Origin of the sequence: Mesobacillus harenae (assembly GCF_013343715.1) — a bacterium.
Taxonomy (GTDB): Bacteria; Bacillota; Bacilli; order Bacillales; family Cytobacillaceae; genus Mesobacillus_A; species Mesobacillus_A harenae.
The window spans coordinates 1-23566 of the sequence record NZ_JABUNR010000005.1; the positions used below are offsets into that span (position 1 = coordinate 1).

27 protein-coding genes are annotated in these 23566 nt (G+C 40.1%); 6 read left to right on the forward strand and 21 right to left on the reverse strand.

Annotation, left to right across the window (positions count from 1 at the left end):
* Window positions 1–190: 190 nt before the first annotated feature.
* From HRJ06_RS07370 to HRJ06_RS07400, 7 genes are all read right to left on the reverse strand, one after another.
* A complete protein-coding gene (locus HRJ06_RS07370) occupies window positions 191–1330 on the reverse strand; it encodes an acyl-CoA dehydrogenase family protein (RefSeq protein ID WP_174731204.1) in 1140 nt (379 codons plus the stop codon).
* A gap of 25 nt (window positions 1331–1355) precedes the next feature.
* Entirely contained in the window at window positions 1356–2861 is a 1506-nt protein-coding gene (locus HRJ06_RS07375; protein ID WP_174731207.1) for a class I adenylate-forming enzyme family protein, read from the reverse strand.
* Between the two features lie 170 nt (window positions 2862–3031).
* Window positions 3032–4102, reverse strand: a complete 1071-nt coding sequence (locus HRJ06_RS07380; protein WP_174731210.1) for a zinc-dependent alcohol dehydrogenase family protein — start codon at window positions 4100–4102, stop codon at window positions 3032–3034.
* 859 nt (window positions 4103–4961) lie between these two features.
* Window positions 4962–6326 (reverse strand): MATE family efflux transporter, encoded by a 1365-nt coding sequence (locus HRJ06_RS07385; RefSeq protein WP_174731213.1) that lies wholly within the window; start codon window positions 6324–6326, stop codon window positions 4962–4964.
* Window positions 6327–6772: 446 nt separating this feature from the next.
* The gene (locus HRJ06_RS07390) at window positions 6773–7246 is read right to left on the reverse strand and encodes a carbonic anhydrase (protein ID WP_174731216.1); all 474 of its coding nucleotides are present in this window, start codon (window positions 7244–7246) and stop codon (window positions 6773–6775) included.
* 12 nt (window positions 7247–7258) lie between these two features.
* Window positions 7259–8263, reverse strand: coding sequence for a sodium-dependent bicarbonate transport family permease (locus HRJ06_RS07395; protein ID WP_174731219.1), 1005 nt, complete (start codon window positions 8261–8263; stop codon window positions 7259–7261).
* A gap of 126 nt (window positions 8264–8389) precedes the next feature.
* Window positions 8390–8752 carry a Na-translocating system protein MpsC family protein gene (locus HRJ06_RS07400; protein WP_174731222.1) on the reverse strand — a complete coding sequence of 121 codons (363 nt, stop codon included), beginning with the start codon at window positions 8750–8752 and terminating at the stop codon, window positions 8390–8392.
* Window positions 8753–9304: 552 nt separating this feature from the next.
* On the opposite strand from HRJ06_RS07400, the gene HRJ06_RS07405 reads away from it, so the two are divergent.
* Window positions 9305–10225, forward strand: a complete 921-nt coding sequence (locus tag HRJ06_RS07405) for an aldo/keto reductase (RefSeq protein WP_174731225.1) — start codon at window positions 9305–9307, stop codon at window positions 10223–10225.
* A gap of 74 nt (window positions 10226–10299) precedes the next feature.
* Here the strand turns inward: HRJ06_RS07405 and HRJ06_RS07410 are convergent, their stop codons facing one another.
* From HRJ06_RS07410 to HRJ06_RS07450, 9 genes are all read right to left on the reverse strand, one after another.
* Complete coding sequence (locus tag HRJ06_RS07410) at window positions 10300–11127, reverse strand: undecaprenyl-diphosphate phosphatase (RefSeq protein ID WP_174731228.1); 828 nt, start codon at window positions 11125–11127, stop codon at window positions 10300–10302.
* Window positions 11128–11331: 204 nt separating this feature from the next.
* Window positions 11332–11598, reverse strand: a complete 267-nt coding sequence (locus HRJ06_RS07415; RefSeq protein WP_174731231.1) for a hypothetical protein — start codon at window positions 11596–11598, stop codon at window positions 11332–11334.
* Window positions 11599–11922: 324 nt separating this feature from the next.
* Window positions 11923–12246 carry a redoxin domain-containing protein gene (locus HRJ06_RS07420; protein ID WP_174731906.1) on the reverse strand — a complete coding sequence of 108 codons (324 nt, stop codon included), beginning with the start codon at window positions 12244–12246 and terminating at the stop codon, window positions 11923–11925.
* Between the two features lie 18 nt (window positions 12247–12264).
* Window positions 12265–12429 (reverse strand): hypothetical protein, encoded by a 165-nt coding sequence (locus HRJ06_RS07425; protein ID WP_174731234.1) that lies wholly within the window; start codon window positions 12427–12429, stop codon window positions 12265–12267.
* Window positions 12430–12609: 180 nt separating this feature from the next.
* Window positions 12610–13410 carry an N-acetylmuramoyl-L-alanine amidase gene (locus tag HRJ06_RS07430; protein WP_174731237.1) on the reverse strand — a complete coding sequence of 267 codons (801 nt, stop codon included), beginning with the start codon at window positions 13408–13410 and terminating at the stop codon, window positions 12610–12612.
* Between the two features lie 92 nt (window positions 13411–13502).
* Entirely contained in the window at window positions 13503–14309 is an 807-nt protein-coding gene (locus HRJ06_RS07435) for an STAS domain-containing protein (protein WP_174731240.1), read from the reverse strand.
* Window positions 14310–14461: 152 nt separating this feature from the next.
* Window positions 14462–15319, reverse strand: a complete 858-nt coding sequence (locus tag HRJ06_RS07440; RefSeq protein WP_174731243.1) for an MBL fold metallo-hydrolase — start codon at window positions 15317–15319, stop codon at window positions 14462–14464.
* Window positions 15320–15505: 186 nt separating this feature from the next.
* Entirely contained in the window at window positions 15506–15649 is a 144-nt protein-coding gene (locus tag HRJ06_RS07445; protein WP_174731246.1) for a hypothetical protein, read from the reverse strand.
* A gap of 92 nt (window positions 15650–15741) precedes the next feature.
* Complete coding sequence (locus tag HRJ06_RS07450; protein ID WP_174731249.1) at window positions 15742–15882, reverse strand: hypothetical protein; 141 nt, start codon at window positions 15880–15882, stop codon at window positions 15742–15744.
* A gap of 131 nt (window positions 15883–16013) precedes the next feature.
* Between HRJ06_RS07450 and HRJ06_RS07455 the strand changes: the two genes are divergently transcribed.
* Both HRJ06_RS07455 and HRJ06_RS07460 read left to right on the forward strand, forming a co-directional pair.
* Window positions 16014–16184, forward strand: coding sequence for a YozQ family protein (locus HRJ06_RS07455; RefSeq protein WP_174731252.1), 171 nt, complete (start codon window positions 16014–16016; stop codon window positions 16182–16184).
* A 250-nt stretch (window positions 16185–16434) separates the two neighbouring features.
* Window positions 16435–17214, forward strand: coding sequence for a hypothetical protein (locus tag HRJ06_RS07460; RefSeq protein WP_174731255.1), 780 nt, complete (start codon window positions 16435–16437; stop codon window positions 17212–17214).
* A gap of 52 nt (window positions 17215–17266) precedes the next feature.
* On the opposite strand, the gene HRJ06_RS07465 is transcribed toward HRJ06_RS07460, so the two are convergent.
* Window positions 17267–18127 carry an STAS domain-containing protein gene (locus HRJ06_RS07465; protein WP_174731258.1) on the reverse strand — a complete coding sequence of 287 codons (861 nt, stop codon included), beginning with the start codon at window positions 18125–18127 and terminating at the stop codon, window positions 17267–17269.
* Between the two features lie 216 nt (window positions 18128–18343).
* Here HRJ06_RS07465 and HRJ06_RS07470 point away from each other — a divergent pair, with 216 nt between their 5' ends.
* The 3 genes from HRJ06_RS07470 (at window position 18344) to HRJ06_RS07480 (ending at window position 19659) form a co-directional block, all read left to right on the forward strand.
* On the forward strand, window positions 18344–19039 hold the full coding sequence (locus HRJ06_RS07470) for a DUF421 domain-containing protein (protein WP_174731261.1): 696 nt from the start codon (window positions 18344–18346) through the stop codon (window positions 19037–19039).
* Window positions 19040–19167: 128 nt separating this feature from the next.
* On the forward strand, window positions 19168–19371 hold the full coding sequence (locus HRJ06_RS07475; RefSeq protein WP_174731264.1) for a hypothetical protein: 204 nt from the start codon (window positions 19168–19170) through the stop codon (window positions 19369–19371).
* Window positions 19372–19473: 102 nt separating this feature from the next.
* Entirely contained in the window at window positions 19474–19659 is a 186-nt protein-coding gene (locus tag HRJ06_RS07480; protein WP_174731267.1) for a type Z 30S ribosomal protein S14, read from the forward strand.
* A gap of 263 nt (window positions 19660–19922) precedes the next feature.
* Here HRJ06_RS07480 and HRJ06_RS23670 read toward each other — a convergent pair whose 3' ends face one another.
* From HRJ06_RS23670 to HRJ06_RS07500, 4 genes are all read right to left on the reverse strand, one after another.
* Window positions 19923–20192, reverse strand: a complete 270-nt coding sequence (locus tag HRJ06_RS23670; RefSeq protein WP_174731908.1) for an OsmC family protein — start codon at window positions 20190–20192, stop codon at window positions 19923–19925.
* On the reverse strand, window positions 20193–20393 hold the full coding sequence (locus HRJ06_RS07490) for a hypothetical protein (protein WP_174731270.1): 201 nt from the start codon (window positions 20391–20393) through the stop codon (window positions 20193–20195).
* A 168-nt stretch (window positions 20394–20561) separates the two neighbouring features.
* Window positions 20562–21518, reverse strand: a complete 957-nt coding sequence (locus HRJ06_RS07495; protein ID WP_174731273.1) for an alpha/beta hydrolase fold domain-containing protein — start codon at window positions 21516–21518, stop codon at window positions 20562–20564.
* Between the two features lie 120 nt (window positions 21519–21638).
* Entirely contained in the window at window positions 21639–23015 is a 1377-nt protein-coding gene (locus HRJ06_RS07500) for an MFS transporter (protein ID WP_174731276.1), read from the reverse strand.
* Window positions 23016–23566 lie beyond the last annotated feature (551 nt).

The window sequence follows — 23566 nt, forward strand, 5'->3', positions numbered from 1 at the left end:
GCCAACGGCGGCGAGGAGGCTCAGCGCCGGCCCCGCGGAAAGCGAAGCGCCTGGAACGGAAATCAACAGCCCCCATTCCACCACCAACCAAATAAGACTGTAAACAAACACGATTTTCATCGAGTTTGTCTACAGTCTGAGGCACCATCCAGAAAACTGGATGGTGCCTGTCACCCTAACTCACCTCTGCTTATAATCCCATGTTTTTTGCGATGATTACTTTCATGACTTCATTTGTTCCGCCATAGATGGAGGCTACTGCGACATCGCGATATCTTCTGGCAATCTCGTACTCTTCCATATAACCGTATCCGCCATGAAGCTGCATGCATTCAGCCGCGACACGCTTGGAAAGGTCTGTCATCCACCATTTAGCCATAGAGACTTCATTTACAATATCTTTGCCTTCCATGTGATCAACGATCATCTTATCAACAAACGTCTCGCCAATTTTAATGTTGGTTGCAAGTTCTGCGAGTTTAAACTGAGTGTTTTGGAACTTGCTGATTGGCTTTCCGAAGGCAGTGCGCTGTTTCACATAATCCACTGTGATTTCAAGCATTCGCTTCGATCCGGTAATACTGCCGACAGCAAGCATAAGGCGCTCTCGCTGCAGCTTGTTCATTAGGTAATAAAAGCCCATGCCTTCCTCACCGATTAAGTTTTCCTTAGGAACAATCGCATCCTCAAAAATCAGCTCGGATGTGTCATTGGCATGCTGCCCAATTTTACGAAGCTTTTTCCCCTTCTTAAATCCGGGAGTGCCTTCTTCTACCACCAGCAAACTAACACCCTTGTGGCGCGGCTGAGCATCTGGGTTCGTTAAGCAGACAACGATTACAAAATCGGCTGAATACCCGTTTGTAATAAATGTCTTTTGTCCATTCAGCACATAATGGTCGCCCTCTTTCACGGCAGTTGTCTGGATGGAGGCGAGATCTGACCCCGCTCCAGGTTCTGTCATCGCAATGGCTGAGATCATTTCTCCGCTCACTGCTTTTGGCAGCCACCTTTGCTTCTGCTCTTCGGATCCAAATTCCGCAATATATGGAATGACTATATCGTTATGAAGGCCAATTCCAACCCCGCCGCCTACTTTATCCATTTCTTCTACCATGACGATCGAATAGACAAAATCAGCTCCAGAACCGCAGTACTTTTCATCTACCCAAGGACATAAAAATCCTTGCTCCCCGGCCTTCTGCCAAAAGGATCTTGGAACTTGTTTTGCTTGTTCCCACTCCTCATGGTAAGGCATGGCTTCTTTTTCAAGAAATTTCCGAAAGGATCTCCGGAAAATTTCATGCTCTTCTTTAAAATAAGGTTTCATTTAACACCCAACTCCCTTTATAGCGTTATTTAGGCTGCATATTTTTCTGCTTCAGCGGTGCTTTCAGGATTTTTCCTGTTGCGTTCTTTGGCAGCTCCTCAAGGAAGTAAATTTTCCTTGGGACCTTATATGGTGCAAGCTTTGTTTTACAATAAGCAATAATTTCTTCTGGAGTCCTTTTTTCCTTCATGACAATGTAAGCAGCGATTTCTTCCCCAAAAACAGGATCGGATTCCCCAATAACAGCGCCCTCTATAATATCCGGATGGGTGTAAAGTACTTCTTCAATTTCCCGAGGGTAAACATTATATCCACCGCGAATAATCATGTCTTTTTTACGGTCAACAATATACAAATAACCACGTTCATCCTGTCTAGCAAGGTCGCCAGTATGGACCCAGCCATCAATGAGAGTTGAAGCTGTTTCTTCTGGCTTTTTATAATAACCCTTCATTGCATTTGGCCCTTTGAAGATAATTTCTCCAACCTCCCCAACTGGAACCTCTTTTCCAGATGGATCGATAACCTTCAGTTCCATGCCAGGAAGCGGAAGGCCAACAGAACCAAATTCTTTTTCAACATCAGTTGGAAAGCAGCTGATCATGACGGTACTTTCCGTCTGTCCATAGCCTTCGCCAAGTTCTACACCCATTTCTGCTCTTACCTTGTCTCTGATTTCCATTGGCAGACTCGCACCGCCACATCCTGCTGATCTAAGGTAAGGAAACTCAAGCTCTTTGATTTTTGAGGAGTGGACAAACATTGTGTACATAGTCGGCACACCCATGAAAATAGAAATTTTTTCGTCAGATAGCTTTTGAAGGATGATATCCGGTATAAAACGTTCTTCCAGATAAATCGTGATTCCAATATACACACTTTGGAGCATGCCCTGAAGCTTCGCAAAAGCATGAAAAAGCGGCAGGACAACCAGGATTCGGTCAGCTCTCGTTATCTCTGATATTTTAGCGCTCGTTTCAGTCATCCATTCAAGGTTTCCATGCGTGATAATGGCGCCCTTTGGTTTTCCTGTTGTTCCTGAAGTATAGATAATTTGCGCGTGCTCCTCTTGTTCTTTCGGTTCAAGGAGGAATTCATCGGCGTCACCGATTACCTCCTGCCAGGAAGTAAACGGGATTGCGGGCTCCAATGAAAAAATCTTTTTGACCGTGGATAACTGGGAAGTTGACTTTTCAACTTCTGCCATGGAAATTTCATCAACGATTAATGCTTCCGCCTCTGAATCGTTAAGAATATAGGTAAGTTCACTTTCCTTAAAAAGTGGATTAAGCGGAACAACTGTTGCACCGATCGATAATAAAGCAAAATAGGCAACCATATATTCTGGCTTGTTACCCATCATCAGTCCAACATGAGAGCCATTTTTTATTCCAAACTTTTTTAAACCGACTGCTTTTCTTTTCACTTTTTCAGTAAGCTCCTGATAGGTAATCGGGTTATTTTTAAAAACAACAGCGGGATGGCTTGGAATCTCTGCAGCTGTATTAAGCAAAAATTGTGTAACATTCATCTTTTTTGCCTCCTTTTCGTACTAGTATGAAAATGATAATTTTCATTATGTACATTCACATTGTGTTGCAATTGAAGGTGACAATGATGGACAAGCAACACTTTATTCAGCCTATAAAACGTTTTAAACTAGCCAAAGGTGACTGAATAAAGTGTCTAATTTTTAGAAGCTTAGACTGGCAGTTTTGCTTCCCATTTATCGACAACAGTGACGCCAAGATTTTGGAATGTGTTCATTTCTTCAAAAATCCTCGGAACTTCTTCCAGAGAAATTGTGCTCGTTACCAATTTGCCCGGGTTCAATCTGCCCTGCTCAACCATTTGCAGCATATAAGGGTATCTGGATGGCTGCATGCCTAGGGATCCAACTAATTGAATTTCTGATAAAGCGATTAAATCGATAGGAATCGGGATCATACCTTCTTCTTCTCTTGAGGTTAAGCCGATCTGTAAATGTCTGCCGCGCTTTCTAAGGCTCATAATCGAGGATTGGCAGGTTTGTTTGATACCCAATGCATCGATTGAGACATGTGCACCGCCTTTGGTAATTTCTTTAATTGCTTCAGGAGCGTTTACCTTTCTTGCATTTACGGTTGCAACAGCACCGAGTCCTTTGGCAAACTCAAGCTTATCGTCACCAATATCTACGGCAATGACATTCGCTCCAAGTGCAGTTGCGATCTGCACAGCAGATAAACCTACTCCTCCACAACCATGTACAGCGACCCATTCACCCGGCCTAACACGTGCTTGGTCCGTAATTCCGTGGAAAGCAGTCATAAAACGGCAGCCCATCCCGGCTGCTTCCACAAATGAGATACTATCAGGTAGCTTCGTCAGGTTTACGTCTGCATTCGGAACATGTGTATAGCGCCCATAACCTCCCCAAGACGTAAAGCCTGGCAGCTGGACGTTCTCACAAATATTATGGTGGCCGCTCTGGCAATAAGGACAAGTTCCATCACCAATTGTAAACGGAACGATGACACGGTCACCCTGTTTAAAGTTTTTAATGTTTGCGCCTACTTCTTCGACAATTCCTGAGAATTCGTGGCCTAATACATGAGGCAATGGAAGCTGAATTCCGATCCATTCCCAGTCTCCCTGCCAGGCATGCCAGTCGCTGCGGCACACCCCATTTGCTTCAACCTTGATGACAACCCCATCTGGCGTGCATTCTGGATCTGGCATTTCCCGAACAACTAATGGTTTCTTTAACTCTTCTAAAACTAGTGCTCTCATACAGCATTCCTCCTAAGGATATGTTGCTTTAGTAACTCCCGGACCTTGTTTGTCCGAGTCCATAATTACTCTATGAAGCTTTTTAAGTTTAAAGAACTTGTCTGAGATCCCAAGATAGAAAATAATTGGTAGATTACAACCCTACTAGTAAGCGCTTACAACATAATGAAAAACGACCCATTCACCTCTCTCCACACAAGTCTTTATGCAATCCACACTGCATCACAAAGGCACATCTGCCTGCATAAGAAAAACCATTCCAACTCTTTCATTCTTATTATGTAGTAAAAATATTCTGAATGTTATAACTATAACACACTCGGGTGACAGGCACCACCCAGTTAATGGAAATATTTTAAATCTCTCAATCTATCTATAATTTAAAAGCCCCTATCCACCGTAACTTTCCGTGTAGTGCTCCCTACTGAATCGGTGACCATGGTGACAGGCACCATCCAGTTATATGGAAATGGTTTTCTGTTTGGCTGTGGACATAGAAAAATAAATTGTTGATGCTGCAGCGTCTTTGCTATACAATGGCAGAAAATGGATGGGGGTTGGTCATAACGTTCTTGACAGTATTACCTTACATATTAATCTTTGGCTTGCTTGTTTATTTCTTTTATTACTTTGTAATTCTAGTGATCGACTCAAAAAAGCGAGTTGAACAAAACGATAAGATCATTGAACTGTTACAGCAAATCAAAAAGAGTCAAAATTCAGGTGGGTGACAGTCACCATCCATATTTTTCTAGAAATTTGCATTTTCCACATAACAAAAACAGCTAAGCCTTTGGCTGTTTTTGTACAGTTACCAATTAACTGGGTGGTGCCTGTCACCTTTCAGTCACCTTTCAAATTAGATATTTGCAGGCTGGGGTGCGAATTTCTTTTTTTGAATATGGATAAGTCTTAAGGACAGGGCGATTGATGCGGCCAGAAGGCCTGTTGTTAGGCCAATCCAGTAGCCTGATGCTCCAAGACTTGTATAATGTGCAAGGATATATCCTACTGGCAGACAGATCAGCCAATAGGCAATCAGTGTCATAACAAATGCTAGATTAACATCTTTATAGCCTCTTAATGCAGCAAGTGCTGTTGCCTGGATGGCGTCGACGATAACAAAAAAGAGTGCATATATCAGAAAGTGGCCTGTTAAGCTGATTACTGCAGGATCGTTCGAGTAAAATCCAGCCACATCATATCGGAATAGAACGACAAGCAACCCTGTTACAGCTGCGATAATAATCGAAAGATAAATGCCCAGCCAGCTGTAAGTCTTAGCATCGCCATACCGCCTTGCTCCCACTTCAAAGCCCACCAAAACCGTTTGAGCCATGCTGATCGCAAGGGGAATCATGTACAGAAAAGAGACAATATTTAAGGCTGTCTGATATGAGGCAATGGTAATAATATTAAACCTGCTGATTAATACTGTCACCACTGCAAACATACTTGTTTCAAAGAAAATCGAAAACCCCATCGGGACACCAATTTTAAGGATTTCCATTAGTTTTTCTGTAGAAAATTCGCTAAAAAGCGTCGATCCTGCGAATTCAGAAAATGGTTCCTTTGTTTTAATGATATAAGCGGTTATCCCCGCAATTACTACATAGGTAAAAGAAGTTGCATAGCCTGCACCAGATCCGCCAAGCTCAGGAAAGCCAAATTTCCCGAAAATCAGCATATAATTCAGTACAAGATTCACTGGCAGAGACAATAGCAAGATAACCATAACCACACGTGTTTTTCCTAATGCATATATAAAGGCTCTCAGTACGTTATATAAAAATAAAGGAATGATCCCAAAACTGAGACCAACTAAATAATCATGAGCTGTTTTATGTACACCTGGATCCAAATTCATACTGTTTAAAATTGGATTTAATATGAGTGCTCCGATTAAAATGACCGTTAAACCAATTAAAAAAGCAAGGTAAATTCCATGAGTTAAAACAGAAGAAACTTCACGGTGTTTCTTTTCCCCAAGTTTCTGGGCAGCAATTGGAGACACTGCCAGTAAAATTCCGCTTAATCCAGTAAAAACTGGAGTCCAAATCGCCGAACCAATTGCAACTCCTGCTAAATCCGAGGCATGGTACCTTCCAGACATGATTGTGCTGAAAAAGACCATTGAAAACATTCCCAGCTGCGTGATTAAAATAGGAACCAACATCGTTGTCAGCTGTTTAATTTTCTCTTTTAAAGTAAATGTCTGATACATGATGAATACTCCTTGGGTTAGAATTAAACGAGCACACAAAAATAGAGACGGCAAAGACATTTAAGTGACGTAGGACTGAGGAACACCCGCTTAGATTAAAGAGTCAACAAGAGATGTTGCCTTATTATCAGTCGCCGGCCGCACTCATATTTGACGCAGCAACGCATATGGTTACCCACAAAATCAATCCTTTAGATTTCCCTAACAATAAGAAAGACACCCCGAAGAGTGCCTTATTAATTCATAATTATGATTATATCTCAGAAACCATTCCCCGTCTTTTCTAAACCCTTTTGGGGTAACAGGCACCATCCATATTTCTTCCAAATACCTATATCAAAAACATTCATTCATACTTGAAATCTATCGTTATGTGACTAAACATCAGCCTTACCAATCTCCCCTTCTTTATCCTAATTATACTAGAATAAAAACCAAGGTGCCTGTCACCGAACTACTTCAAATTCTCCTGTTTGGGTGTTGACGAGGAAGCCTTGTATGAGGAGTCCTTTTGGTATGATTGGGTGGTTTTGGATCATTGTCATGTTGCCTTTTACTGCTGTTTTTACATCTTCCTGGCCTGCCAGCCAGCTCATAACATCGCCGTTGGCAGCCTTAATGTAGTTTATTGTTTTAATCGTATCTTCTGATATTCCTGATTCTTTCATTTTTAATAAAAGCGCCCCGCTGTCAAGAGGGTTTTTCTGGCCTTTTTCTGCAACGATAAAAATTTCTTCTATTTCTTCCATCAATAAGGTTCTAATAATATTTCTAACCGTGCAGCCATATGGATGAGACACTTCATTGTCAAAGCTATTTAGAATAACAATCTGCTCTTCAGTTCTATTAGTAATTTGCGGCAGCATCTGAACTACTTCTTTATTCATGCCTGTAATAATTAGTGTTTTTTTGTTGGTCATCGTTATTTCCTCCTAGTAGAATAGTTTGGCCAGTCCATAATAAATCGGAATTCCGGCGATTAGATTGAATGGAAATGTCACTCCTAGTGATAATCCTAAATAAATCGAAGGGTTTGCCTCTGGTACTGATGTTTTCAAAGCAGCAGGAGCAGCAATATAGGATGCACTTCCCGCAAGAACTCCCATAAGGGTAGCGCCGCCCAAGGAAAGACCGGCGGCATGCCCGACAACCACACCTAAACTTCCAAATAAAATCGGAGTAACTATACCAAACAACAATAGCTTCAGGCCATGTTTGCGAACCTCAGGCAAGCGTTGCCCGGTAATAAGCCCCATATTTAGTAAAAAAAGAATTAAAATGCTGCTATACATATCCATGAATAACGGTTTGACCATCGGAACCGCCCGATCGCCGAGCAACAAGCCAATTAGTAAACTTCCAACCAGAAGTAAAACGCTTTTTCCAAATAAACTCTCCCTTAAAACTTCACGATCTAAGGTTGGAAGTGAAGAAATAATTCCCAAGCTTCTTGCAGGAGCCGGCTTTATTCCTCGGTTGCTCTCAATCATCTTCAATAGCAGCAATGAAACAAATATAGCTGGGCTTTCCATTAGAACAACAAGGGCATTCATGTAACCCTCATAGGATACTGTCTCTTTTTCTAAAAAAGAGATAGCTGCCCCGTATGTTACTATGCTTACCGAACCATACGTTGCAGCAATGCCTATCGAATTTTTCAGGTCCAGTTTGACAAACCGCAAAATTAGCAAAGCTAGCAATGGGGTAAGTGATCCGAGCAGTAGTGTTGCTAAGATCGGGGCCATTACCGAATCGAGTGAATAATGGGTAAGCTCGATTCCCCCTTTGATTCCAATTGCAATTAGCAGATAAATACTCAATGCTTCACTCAGACCACTGGGGAATTTCAGGTCAGATTTGCATAGAGCAGCAACAATTCCTAGAACAAAAAACAAAACAACTGGGGACATTAGATTTTCCACAATCATCTCAGACATAAATCATCCTCCTTTATAAAAAAAACCGATATTTGCAGAATACAGATGGCTATGCCTCTGATCCTGAAATACCGGTTTACCCTACAACGAACCAATCTGGTTTTTTTAGGGTCTCCCTGTCTAGTTTTATAGCTTTTCTTCGAAGTTTGAACTTAACTTGAATACCATAATCCGTTCGCCTGTACGAGTGCTAATATCAGTGTGAAAACTAATTACCTCTTCTTGGCTAATCTTGCAGACGATCTCCATGAGCTGCTCCAGTCCGTGCTCTACAAGCTCAGACCGTACTTTTTTTATTGTCAGCACGCCCTCTTTTGTTTCACATAACGAATACTCTGCAGGTGTTAAAATACCACGCAATGTGACAATAACCATATCCCGCAAAATATCAGTTTTAACTAGGACTGAGCCACGGCCAAGGAAATCCTTTTCCCATTGGGTTAATGCTTTGCTAATTTCTGCCTCAATGGAACCTTTCGACCTTTTCATCAACATCATTCTCCATTCAATAACAAGTCGCATTTACATGTCTGGGGCTAAGGACTTTTGGACACCACACATCATAAAGGCTGGCAAAGCCTAGTTGCTGGCGTGCAGGCAGACTCTTAAGCTTTTTAGTAACTTTCACCTTTAAAGTTTTTTACATTCCCAGACCATAAAAAAATCGGCATATTTCTCCCTAGCTTCCCAGAAAAGAAATATCCCGATTTATCTGCTTCCTCCCCCTCCGTCTTATAAAGGTTCCTTTTTCATACAGTCAATTCACATTAACAATATGCTAAAGTTACTTCAGAAACAGAAGGGTAAGAGTAATCTCTCGGATATTATATTATAAAAAACATAATAAACTGTCTAGCACCCAGCTGTCAACAAAAAAATCTCAGGTGACAGGTCCATCCATTTAATTCCCATTTCATGACACACGTCCTCAATTATAAGGATAGGGAAAAAACTGTGACTACACTTAAAACATTCTTCTGCCTTTGGACAACTCTCTTCCTCATGATATGATGAGAAAATAATGTAAATTGGGGTGATTGGATGAAGTACAGACGTTTAGGCAAAACGAATCTTGATATTTCAGTAGTTGGTGTGGGGACATGGCAATATGGCGGAGAATGGGGCAAAGATTTTTCGCAATCCGAGGTGGACGCTATTTTAGATAAAGCTCAGGAGGTTGGCATTAATTTTCTTGATACAGCTGAATGCTATGGAGATCATCTTTCCGAGCGGCTGATTGGGGATTATTTGAGCCGGAATAACCGGGAGGATTGGATTGTCGCCACTAAATTTGGCCATCACTTCCTCGGAAGCTTTGAACGGTCAAGACAATGGAGTGCTGGTGATGTCCTGAATCAGTTAGACGCTTCACTAAAATCTTTAAAGACAGACTATATCGACCTTTACCAGGCCCATTCTTGCTCTGACGAGGAATTCAATAATGATGAGCTATGGACAATGCTTGATAAACAAGTTCAGGCGGGGAAAATCCGGCATCTAGGCATATCATTAAAAAGTAATGATGATAGTTATCAAACAGATAAGGCCCCGGACGTGAACGCTGGTGCTATTCAAGTTGTATATAACCGGCTTGATCAGAATCCTGAAGAAAAGATCTTTCCCTCCAGCATTAATAACAATCTCGGGGTACTTGCCCGAGTTCCGTTAGCAAGCGGCTACCTGAGCGGTAAATATAAGCCTGGCGCAACTTTCAGCAAGGATGATGTGCGTTCCAAACATGATTCAGAAAGAACTGATCAGCTTTTAAGGAAAGTCGAGGAAATTAGCCGGACAGAGGTTCCTAACGAAGTACCAATGGCATCATGGGCACTAGCCTGGTGTTTAAAGCACCCAGCCGTAACAAGTGTCATTCCCGGCTGCAAAAATCCAGAACAAGTAGTCCTAAATGCCAAAGCAGTTGAATGGGTATCAGGCGATCACCCACAAACTATCCAAAAATAGGCAGGTGACAGGCACCATCCATTTCCTGCCAAAAAAGCCCTTCCCGGACCGGAGAAGGGCTTTTTGCATGCTATTTAAAAGTAGATAACATAGATAACTAAGGCTAAAACAATACGATAAATTGCAAATGGTATGAGCTTTACTCTATTAATCAGCTTTAGGAAGAATCGAATTGAAATTAACGCAAATACGAAGGCACTCAGAAAACCTGCGATAAAAAACGGCAGCGCGTCCATCGAAAAATACTGCCAGTTTTTCAGTAAAGATAGTGCACTTGCACCGAACATTATCGGTACAGCCATTATGAACGTAAAATCAGCAGCAGCCCTATGGCTTAATCCCAATAAAACACCACCCGAAATAGTGGAACCTGAACGTGAAAACCCAGGCCACAGTGAAAAACACTGAATTAAGCCAACTACCATTGCCTGCTTATAGGTAATTTGATCGACGGATTCGATCTTTTTATTTTTAGGACTGAACAGATCAGCGGCAATCATTAATAGAGCACCTACAACCAAGCCAACTAAAACCGTTTCAATAGAAAATAAATGTTCATCAATGTAATCCTCAAATAAAACGCCTAATATTCCCGCTGGGATAAGGCCCACGACAACTTTTGAAAGACTCAGCCGTTTTTGTGTTACAGCCTCGCTGGTTCTTCGCTTTAATCCTAAGAGGTCTATGAAGCGATCTTTAAAAATAATGACCACTGCCATGATCGAACCAAGCTGGATCACTACTTTAAAAGTATTTGCCACATACTTCGTTAAAAACTCCTCTGATTTTAGCCACATATCGTCGACAATGATCATGTGCCCGGTAGACGATACCGGAGCAAATTCTGTTAATCCTTCTACAATACCTAAAAAGATTGCTTTTAAAATAATTAATAGATCCATATAACTTCCCTCTTATTCCTGATGATAGAAAATCCGGATCTCCCATTGCCAGATGGCATGGATGAACCTGAAATTCATTTTAAAACATATATGGTTAAGAAGCTATATAAATCGAACGAGAAAAGAGTTATTTCTTACCTAACTTATCTATCAAGCTATTCCTCGTCAGCTCTGCCTAGTACTGAATTTGTAGATAAAACCGGCCTAATCCAACTCTTCAAATTGGATTATTTTTTGGAGTTTTTCAACAATGACCACACACCTTCGTTCTCCAATTTTATAAATATACATCTTTTGGCCCTTCTCTTGAATCAATTTCTTGAATTGAATTTCCCCAGTCAGTTCCTGTGCTTTTGCTAAATCTGATATCTTTTTATAGATTTGGTCTTTCGTTGGTTCAATTTTAGATGCTATTTTAATAGGGAGCTGCATCCCCTTTACTCTAATCGTAACTAGTATCACTGAATCCACTTTTTTCATCTCCTTAATGAAGCTATTCGACGCAAAAAGATGATTCCCTTTAACTTTTACGAAACCGTAAAAAAGCATAAACGGCCTTTAAATGAAGTATGGACAGGAGCCAACAAGAAATGCGGAAGCGTTTCAAGTTGGCTTATCGCAGAAAAGAAGACGTAGTACACTTATCACCCAACGCAGGAATTGGATGCACACACCGCATATACGAATCAATAAAATGAAACTTTCAGTATTACCTGAACCGAAAAAAAAGCCGGACATGTTCATAATGTCCGGCCTCTTGGTGCTTCTACTCATTAAGAGGATTCTCTCTGCCTCTTACTGAATATTTTTGTATTCGTCTTTAATCTCTTTAATAGTCTTATCGAACTCTTCGCCCCAATGATCATTAATAGTATTAAAGATTACCGTTCCTTCTTCATCCATTAATGCATAGCCTCGATAAGCAGTATCACCATTTTTCATATCCATGTGATCTACTAATTCAAGATCAGGATCGGATATAAAATCAATGCTTGTCCCATATTCTTCTTCTAGCGCATCATGTAACTCTGCCTGATGTTCTGGCGTATCATTACTGATAACATACTTATTGGCGTCGATATCGTCTAATTCATCAAGATTTTCATGCAACTGAACCAGTTGCTGCTGGCAAAGTCCTCAGGTGTAGCTAGTGATGAAAAAGAACAAAGTTGGCTTATCTTGCGGGAATGTTACTTCGTTCTTATTATGATCCATTAAAGTCGTTGATTCCAGATTATCCTGGCCGCACGCAGTCAAAAAAACAGCTGCTGCCACAAGCAATAGCATCATTTTTAATTTCATACCGTTTCTCCTTACTAATAAGTCTAATAATTAAAAACAGTACCATTTTTAATTTAAAAAGTAAACTAATAGGGCTGACCAGACAGGGTGACAGGCACCATCCAGATATTTGCCAATCTGCCTAACAAAAAAAGGCAGAAGCTCTTTTAAAGAAACTCCTGACTTTTCTTCACACCAAAACTAATCTTCGTAAAAAAATGCGTCTTCATACCCGGAATTTCTTGCCCGGTCTCTTTGCAATTCTGCATTTTCACGTACTGAGAAGGCACCAATTTGCACTTTATACAAACCGTCTCTGAGCAGGACAATGGATTCGAATCCTTTACTCTCTGCATCAGCTGCTAACCTGTCTGCATTTGCCTTATTCCTGAAAGCTCCGATTTGAACTTTATAGAGAGTGCCTGAACCAGTATCAGGATCAGCACCAGGATTAGGATTTGATACTCCTGACAAATTAAATGCCCTGGCAATTCCATTGGCATGGCCTCTGGCGATCTCATTTAAGAAACTTGCCGAACTTAATCGACTTGCATCATTGGCATTATCAATAAATCCATTTTCCGTGAGTACTGCCGGCATGATGGATTCCCTCAACACATGAAAATTGGCTGTTTTTTCACCACGGTTGGCAAAGTTTGTCTGGCTAAGCACCTCTTCATGTATGGCAGTTTGATATGTGGTTGTAGGAGCTCCCACGCCTGGATAAATATAACTTTCCAAACCAGCACCACCCCCTGCATTTACATGGATTGACAGGTAAAAATCAGCTCCCCAGCTGTTAGCCTCATTCGTTCTTTGATCCAAGCTAACTGTCTGATCACCAGTCCTGCTCATGCGGACAGTCACACCTTCATACTCGTTAATCAAAATATCTCTTAAATTGGTGGCTATTTGCAAATTTAAATTTTTTTCTTGTAAGCCATTTCCGGCTGTTCCTGGATCTGCACCACCATGCCCTGGGTCTATAAAGATTTTTACCATTAACATCACCTCTCTATATCATATAGAAAGGATCTTTAAACGTTTGGACAAACAACATATTTATTTATAAAACAAGTTTTAAAATAACAGGTTTACTGGAGGCTTTCAATCGCTTGTTTAACGTGTCTAAATGACCTTATAGCAGACAAATTTATTCCGCTGTTCACAGCTGTCTGTGCTAATTCCGGTCTTATTCCTGTTATTGAGATAATTATTCCTAATAATCGCAGGACATTTCCAATTTGATGAAGATAATAGGCCATTTCCGGATCTATTGTCTTAAGCCCAGAGAAATCGGCAATCAGATGTTTAATTTCCAGCTTTGAAATTTTCGGAACTACCTTTTCTAAAATATAATCAGCCCTGTATGAATTCATAGTACCAATTAGCGGCAGTACAGCAACTCCCTCTTTAACCAATACAATTGCTGCTGACAGTTCGGCCATTTCTTTTTGATTCTCTTTAAACATTTTATCCGTAAGACGTTCATATGCGATGACTGTTTGATTGACGCTAAAATCGAGCAATGTGTTAGTCCGCTTAATTATATAGGTAGTTTCTTCTATAGTAGCCTCGAACTCTATACAAATTCTTGTTACAATGTCAGTTAAAACTTCACGTGTTGGAGAATACCGAACTATGATGTCAGAGATTTTTTCTTCAGATGAGGCTTGTCTTTCCCCGTTTCTTTCACTCCATATTAAAAGTCCTTCAGGCAATTCCTCTTTTTCTTGAATAAGGGAGTTTCCTAAAAAACCCATTAACTCCACATACATGCTGATCGCTTGGTCTTTTTCCCACTGGGGGATATTCAAGTTTAACGTTCCAAGAACATTTTCCACGATTTCAACAGCTAAAGATTCTGCATTATTTATTATGTAGGTAGAAATCGAAGTCATTCTCATCCATCACCTTTTCTCATTTGATGAACCTATTATACCCTAATCTATCAATTTATAAGTATACCAAGCCTTGGGTATTTGTATCTGATGAGAAACCCCCACGTGAAAGAAAAAATGGAAGGTGACAGGCACCATCCATTTTTTTCCTCTTAGTGTTTATTTTCATCAACATACTTCCCGAAATCAGGGATTGCAATTTTATCAAATTCTGCTGCAAGCTTCTCTAAACTGATTGATAATTCTTCACCTGAAAGTGGCAAGCCATGTCCTGTTACGGCAATGCTCGGCTTAAGTGCTTCCAGTTTCCGAACCGATTCCCATGATGCATGCCAATCTGTCGTTAAATATCTCGGCGGACCGCTAATTTCCTTTTCCTGCATCATCACACTGTATAATGATTCCTGCTTTACGGTAACAAACGCATCTCCGGCAATTAACGCCCGATCCTTGTCTCTGAAGAAAGAAACATGGCCTGGTGTGTGACCTGGTGTGTGGATCCAACGCCAGCCGGGCATCTCAGGAACACTATGATCAGATGGTAAAGGCTTTACATGGTTTCCAAGATTAATCGGTTCGTTTGGAAACATCGGCGACATTTTGGCGACTAATCCGCCCTCTACTGTTGGATCAGGCTCCGGATAGCTCTTTTGCCCGGTAAGGAAAGGCATCTCCATACTGTGGGCATATACAGGGACCTTCCACTCCTCAACGAGTTCAATAATCGCACCCACATGATCAAAGTGCCCGTGAGTTAAAATAATCGCCTTTGGCCGGCTGTCCTCACCAAACCTTTCCGCTACAGCAGCGAATATCTCACCAGCAGTTTCAGGCATTCCCGCATCTACTAATACAAACTCTTCTGACTTAGGTTCACCGACCATACAGAAGTTTACAATTTGAATGGTTTGGCAAAATAAATCCGGTAATAGTTCGAGGCCATTTCCACTGGCAACCGAGCTAGCAGGAATAAATTTATAGTCATTTCCATAATTCATATCATTTTCCATTAAATCCGCGCCTCTTTTCAATGTTACTTGCAAACAATAACCAAACTTATCTTCCGCTTTTTGATTATTATTATTCAAACCAAGGAGAAGGATTCTCTATTACAGAATATACCCATGTTCAGCAAGGTCTCCCAGCTGTTCAACCACCATCATACAGTCCACAAAATCCAGTTTCTTTAAACAGCTTTACCTAGTTGTCTTTACCGCCTTTTTTGTTAAACGTTCGTTCTTTAAGCCTTTATCACTATAGGAGTTATCGCTATTAAGTCGCCCTCCAACTGGTCCGCCATTCCTATCATTATTACCTTGCTGTCTGTTGTCTTGTGCCATACTTCACCTCATCACCACATTGTCTTTATGATCTCATTAGATCTATCTAAAAGAAAAAGATCCTTTTAAAAAGGACTATTTCGACTACTAGCTTATTTATTTCGATGCTTTCTTTCTTTGGTACTTTGCGGTGCAGTATCTATGGTACCGCTTTTACTATCATATTCCTTATCAATTCCCGCAAACCTTTTATAGTCATCAGGACGATCCTTTCCAACAGACCCTTTGGCCATATACCTCACCTCCTCTTTTAAAAGTAGGATTTACAGCCCAGCCACAATTATGTACAACGGTATTTTCTAGTGATTTTTATATAAAATCATCATGGAACAACCATACTATGTAGCAGAAAGGAGGAGATAGCATGGACAATAAAAAGGAAATACCACAAAAAGAAAATCTTAAAATAGCAGGCAGAAATTATGAGACATCGGATTATAAAGGTGAATCCCAGCTAGAACAAGGCCTTGCAACAACACACGAACAGGCTGGGGACGATTATACAGAAGGAACCGTTGACCAACTATTGGAATAACGGATGTTAAAATTGAAAACAGATACTAATTCAAACCCGGATATTGGCTAAAAACCTGTATATTCGGGTTGTTTTCTATTCCCCTTCCTTTTTTAAAAGCTCCCTAATTCACCATTTATTCCAATTCATTTGTCTATCACACCTAATATCCTGCTCTTTTTTACAGATGTCTGGGTTAAGAGAAGTTTAACTGCTTCCCTTGCAGTATATTGAGTTGTAAAATAAAAGGGTCAAGAAAGGATGTGTAACAATGGCGATCGTATTGCCTCACATTGAAGATTCAAACACAACGCACTATATCCCTCCAAAAAATGAGTATGAAACCTTTCAGGATGAAAATCATTATGAAGAAAAAGTACGAGAATGGGGATTAAGCACAACAAAGGATGTTAAAAGGGAATTTTGGTACAAGGATAAGAATCATCAGCGGCTAATAACTATAAAAGGATATGAGACTTTTGGTGAAACAGCCGATCATAATACACTTGTGATTGAATTTCAGGATGGCAATCTTTCCTGTATCCACCCCGCTTACTTAAAAGAAATGCAGGCATCTTCCTTTGGGAAAGAAAACTGGGCTCAGGACGAAGCAGTTACTCCGAAAACAACTAGTAAAGCCCCAAAACAAAGTGAAAAAACTGATTCTGCAGTAAAACCTAAAAAGCAATCGAAAGTAAAGAAGGAAAAGCCTGCTAAGATCGTCTTGCCTGAGGAAAAGGTTCATTTCTCTGGAAAAGTTAAACAACTGGCTCTTAGCTGGAATCACTTTAATGAAGATAACGACGAAGTAATCGTTCTGGAGAATGTCCGGATACAACAAGATGACGCAATTGAAATTGGCCTTGCTTGGTGTTCTCATAGCAAAACGCTGAAGAAATTTGAGCTATCTCCAGGAGAAACGCTTGAATTCGATGGGAAAATCGTCAAAAAGAATCTCCCAAAAGGTAAGGATGTTGAAGACGAGGCCTTCATTTTGGACGTTTCAGTACCTTATAAGATTAACAACCCATCAAAAATAACTAAAATATAGTATCCCCTTAAAACCCCGCAGCTGTAACTGCGGGGTTTTCGATTAAACATTATTATTCCTTTCTAAGTGAAAAACCGATATTTTTCAAAGCACTTTCAAGGTTTGCCTGGATATTAACCTTTTCTAAGTCAATGTTCGTTTCCATCGCTTTCAGTGCCATATCAGGTCTAATACCAGTTAGGATTGGTGTCACCCCGATTAATGATAACAAATTAACTATTTTTAATAAGGATGAGCTTACCACATGATTAATTTGGGCTATTCCAGATAAATCAATGATCAAAAATTCAAGAGAGAGGTCCTGGCTTTTTACAAGTGCCTGTTCAATAATGCTGTCCACCCGCAGTTCATTGACATTCCCTATTATTGGTAAAATCGCCACCCCTTTGGTAATTGGAACCAGCGGCGCCGACAAATTCTCTATTTGTTTATTTGCCTCATCCAGCTCTAAAACATAGGAAAGTAGAGAACTCATTGTTTCGAAAAGCTTAATATTCTCTTCAGTAAAATTGAACGGTTTCGTATCTAAAGCACAAATAGTCCCATAGTTGCTTCCATCCTCATAGAAAACCGGCAGACCAACAAAACTTCCGCTTCCCAACTCATCGGTTACCTTTAAAGACTTCGTTAGTTCACTTTTTGTTATATCAGGAATTATAAGAACTTTTTTCCCATAGTCTACGCTTAACTTGCAGAATGTCTCTTCAAACGGCATAGTTTCTCCAGCCTGTAAAAGAGTTTCATTTTTGTTAAGTACTTTAATAACTTCATTACTAACATTATCATTTTTAGCAATAAATAAGGTGTTAATATCTAAAAGTTTACTCATCATTTTTAGGATACTATCTGCTGCCTCATCAAAATTTTTGAATACATAGGTAGAGTTTTGTCTAGATACAGATGATACGTTCATATGTATTTTCCCTTCTGTCCATTTATTATTAATCTGCAAAGAAATTCTTTTACCCAGATTGTTTTCCTTTTAAACATTTTTAAAATATTTAAAATCGATGAACAGCTTTAAGCTTTAAAATAATAGATAAGCAAGAATAGAATAACTGGGTTATAAGTGGAAAGGATAATTAAAAACCGGGTTCGGTTTTGTTGATTAAAAGGAGGGGTTTTTGGAATGGATTATTTAGATATGACCTATCGAATTATCTTTACCTTTATTGTGCTTTATATCCTTTGCAGAATCTTAGGGAAAAAATTAATTTCCCAAATGACTTTTTTTGACTTTGTCGCGGGTGTTGCATTAGGGTCAATTTCAGCCAGTTTGATATTTAGCCAAAATCTCCCTACACGAATAGGGATATACGGTTTAGTTTTATTTGCTTTATTGGCATTAATACTTGATATTGTAGCCTTAAAATCATTTAAAGGCCGGAAAATTTTAAACGATGAACCCACACTTATAGTGAAAAACGGAAAAATATATGAAGAAGGTTTATCAAAAGCACGGCTCACGATCGATGAAATGCTATTTCAGCTTCGGAATAAAAATATTTTTTATTTAGATGAGGTTGAAATTGCCTTTTTTGAAACGAATGGCCAGGTAACAGCTTTGAAAAAAAGCACGCAATTGCCCCCTACAAAACAGGATATGCAAATCAATTCCCCATCCAGGGGGCTGCCGCAAACTTTCATTATTGATGGAAAGATCCTGCCCAACAGTCTGAAGGCTGCCGGAAAAGATGAGGCATGGGTGAAGTCAATATTACAGACTAATGGGATCTCAAAAATTGGTGATGTAGCTGTTGCTCAAATCGACCAACTAAATAAGGTGTTTATTGACAAAAGAAATGACCAAGAAGCCCTTACATAAAAGGGTACTTTCGAGACCACCATGTGTGGTCTTTTTTTTAGGAATGATCGCAACCTACTTTAGGCTTCCCGCAATGATATAAGGTGCATAAATTAGCATAAGCATTTTCATTCTTAAAGGAGGTCCATATGATCAATTTTTTTTGGCGCCCTCGCCCTACCCGTCCACCCCTGCCGTTTTGGTTTAACCATTCCCAGTTTCCAAGTCCCCACTTTTTTAACGGTCAGCCTATAGAGCAGTCACCTTATAGTTCACCCTATACATTTGTAGTTGGTCACCATACAACTGGCAGCTTTGTTCCAGGAGGTGGAGGACTTCCGCCAAACTTTTAGTTTTTCACCCTTCCATTTTGCACCTGTTTACTGGCTTTACATTTGAAGTTATAATAAGAAAGCCATCCTGCACCCTTAACTAATTAAAAAGGAGGCGACATTATGGCAAAAAAAGCGTTAATTATGAAGCACAAGAATGAGCAAAAATTTCAAGTGCGTGAATATACTCGCTGTGAAAAGTGTGGACGTCCACATTCCGTATTGCGTAAATTTAAGCTTTGCCGAATTTGTTTCCGTGAACTCGCTTATAAAGGACAACTTCCTGGGATCAAAAAAGCAAGCTGGTAATAGAATAAAAACCCCACTTTTTGGGGTTTTTTACATATAATGTCTAGTACAGGACTAAATTCTTTTACTCATCAATAAAAGAAGCGAGATGTTCTTTCCCGCTTCCTTTTGTCACTTTTATTTTAGAATGGTAGAGAAATGTTGATTTCCGCTCCTGGGCTTGCTTTCCATAAAAAAGAAAAATAGGCCAAACCGAAAATAGCTCGAGTTTGTTTAAAGTCTGAAACGAGACCCTCACTAGAGGGCTCGTTTTTTTGAGCAAATTAGATTTCTTCTATTTCCCAAGTGTGATTTAACTGAATGCATCCCTTCAAAGTCTGCGCGACAGGACAGCCTCGGTCAAAAACACCGAGAGCTCGTTCGGCAGCATCTCGTTTTCCTTCAGGAACTTTGAGTTTATAATGGCAGTCGATTTTGGTTATCTTAAGAACTCCTTCAGGTGCTTCAATTGTTCCTTGAACCTTAGCACTGACCTTATCTGGGGAAGTCGGTATTTGGCGCGCCTCCAGCGCACCGGATAAAGTACCGACCAGTCAGCCACCCGCAGCAGCAACAATGTGATCTAGGGTTGACGGATATTCTATCTCTGTCTCAGCTTTATAAAAGTCCCGGACACCACCGTGCACTCCAAAATAGAACGGCTCTGTAAAGCCCTCTACGTATGCCTCCCTAATTTTATTTGCTGTATCCTTTTGAAAAATCGTAATATTTGATAACGCTATCTGATCTGACAAAATGCAGCCCTCCTTTATATTTGCTCTTACCTTACCGTAAAAGCCTTCCATGGTCAAAAAATCCAACTTTCAATCTGCTTGTTTTATATTTCCCTCATGTGAAAAATAAAAACCAAAGTTTGTTACTTAAAAAATGCTGCCCGAAGACAGCATTGCCCAACATTCATCTTAAGATTTTACTATACTGCTTGAGATTTCACTATTAAGGAACTCGCCGATATAATTGTACACTTCCTTTATATCTTCCTTTGAGTCAATCATGCTGAACAGGTTAAAGAATCCATGAATTTGGCCTTCCTCCCGCTTAATGATGACCTCAACACCTGCTTCCCGTAATTTTTCACCATAAGCTTCCCCTTCATCACGCAAAGGGTCATATTCGGCGGTGATTACAAGAGCAGGGGGAAGACCACTTAAATCTTCCGCTAGCATCGGCGCAGTATGGGGGTTGTTTCTCCCTTCGTCACTTTGAATATAAAGTTTACTGAACAGCCCCATTGATTCTGTTGTTAAGAAATATCCGCTTCCATTCTCCTTGTAAGAGGCATATTTATCCGGCTGGAACCGATCTGTAACTGGGTATAGCAATAACTGTTTGCTTATTGATAATCCGCCTTGTTCTTTTGCCATCATTGAAACAACAGTTGCCAGATTTCCGCCAGCACTATCCCCCGCAACTGAAAGCTTTGTATTATCAACATTTAATTCCTCTGCATGGTCATACACCCACTTGGCAGCTGTAAAACAATCATTTGGAGCTGCTGGGAATGGATTTTCTGGTGCAAGGCGATAATCAACTGCAACAAGAACTTGCTGGGAGGCTTTTGCAATACTCCTGCACACACTATCATGGGTATCTAAATCCCCGTAAACAAATCCGCCACCATGGAAATAAACAGTAACTGGAAATGGCCCTTCCCCTTCTGGCATATAAACCCGCACTGGAATATCACCTTCCGGGCCCTTTATCTTCTTGTCCGTCACTTTATGAATCTGTTCTACTGTTCCTGCCGGTGAAGCAGCGCTTCTTCCTCGAATATCCTCTAACGTAGGGGTATAGCCCTCTGGATAAACAGGTAACAGGTTTTCTAGAAAAAATTTCATTTTCGGATGCAAAACTCCCACTTTTTTTCCTCCCTTATTAGATCTCACATATATGTCTAAAAATTCAGTTATTTATTTATTCGACAATTCCCTTTTTATTCCTGCAATTTTTCTTTAATTCATGCTAACTGATCCTAATAGTTACTTTTTCCGAAAGTTTGGATTTTGAAGATCTGCTAAAATCGTGGGATATTCTTTGTCAATTTTAAATAGGAACATAAGAATAACCTGAATAACGGCTAACCCCAACGGAATATGAAGATTAAGGATCATGATCATTTTTATTGAAAGTGCTGTTTGCTCTCCACCGCCGCCAACATATCCGCCATAAGCCAGCATCCAGCCAATTAATCCGATACCAATACCTGAACCAGCTTTAATTCCAAAGCTCGCACCGCTATTTACTAAACCTTCAGTCCGAAGTCCGGTTTTCCATTCTCCATACTCAACAGTGTCGTTAATCATTGCAAAGATCAACGCTAATGCTGGCATTGCTCCAAGACCTCCCAGTGTGCAGCCGATCAAGAAAAGGACTAAGCTAGTCGGTTCGACCATCCTGACGATTTGGCCGATGATGAATAAACAGGCACCCCACATGACAACATTTCTTTTGCCAAACTTCTTTACAACTGGCCCCAGAAAAAACAATCCAACGAGCATAGGCAAAGATATAGCCATTCCGATTAGAGGATAGTAGTTTACATTGCCGAACACATATTGCGCATAATAGAGGGCCGAACCCTGTGTAAGTCCAATTGTCGCGTAAAACGTAACACTAAACCCCGTGACAATGAACCAGTATTTATTTTTTAATAAAGCACGGTAGGAAGCTTTAAATGGTATATTCTCTTGCATACTTGCGGTTACCTTTACTCTTTCTTTTACAAAAAAGAAAGTCACAGCAAGGGCCGTTATAGTAACGAATCCATATAAAACGGCAAGCGGCGTCCAGCCCATAGCAGCTGTTAACGGTTGGGTAAGTGTCATGACGAGCAGATTTCCTACCATAATAAAAATTGCCGCATAAATGTTTGACATTGATCGGCTATGCTGATGCTGGGTCATTAGTCCAAGCAATGTTTTATACGGAATCGACACTGCTGTATAAAGCAATATAAATAAAATATAAGTCGAATAAGCATAGATGATTTTACCGGTCATCCCAATGTCAGGGACTGCAAATAAAAGGACCATTGTAACGGCTAGCGGGACAGTCATCCATAATAGCCACGCCCTAGCTTTTCCATGCTTTGACCTAGTTCTATCTACAATCGTTCCCATTCCTATGTCGGTAACTCCATCGAAAAGACGGGCCACCAACATTAATGTTCCAACGACCCCTGCTGATATTCCGGCTATATCTGTATAATAGTACGTTAAAAATGCGCCAATCAAGGTTGTTATCGCAAATATTCCAAAACTCCCAACCCCGTATGCCCACATCTCCTTTTTCCCAGGCTGTGTCAATTCTAGCGCTGTGGTGGGTATATACCCGCCGTCTACCTTTTGCTCTAACATTTACTTCTCCCCTTTGCCTAAATTATAATTTTTCTCTTTCTAACAAACATTGATTGGCCAACGGGCTGGCATACTCAAACAGTGCTGTCATGCTGGCAAACAATTGTTAAGAAAACCAAGGAATAACCGACATTGAAGTGATAAAAAATCATTATGTATGCATGAGTGCACTGAGAAGAAATTATTAAGATACTTTTTAGAAAAGACTCTAGGATAGGAGTGGAAGGAGGAATAAGCTGCAGAATCTGATAATCAGCCACAATAATAAAATGATCATGTCGGCTGACGAAGTTGGTGAAAGCGGTTACAAAATAAGATAAGTAGGTTACTAACTTGTTTATGTTTTCAAGTACTTAAAATATAACGGGTCAAAAACAGCTTTGTCAAACTAATTTTCTGACTATTCGGTTATTTAATTTTTTATTATTATTTTAAAATAGATCAGCATTACTCTCGTTAGCTAAAACACTGCAATACCAGTGACCACTACAATCTCAAAAAATGATTTTATAAAAACGTTTTCATAATACAGTCATCTATCATCAAACTAT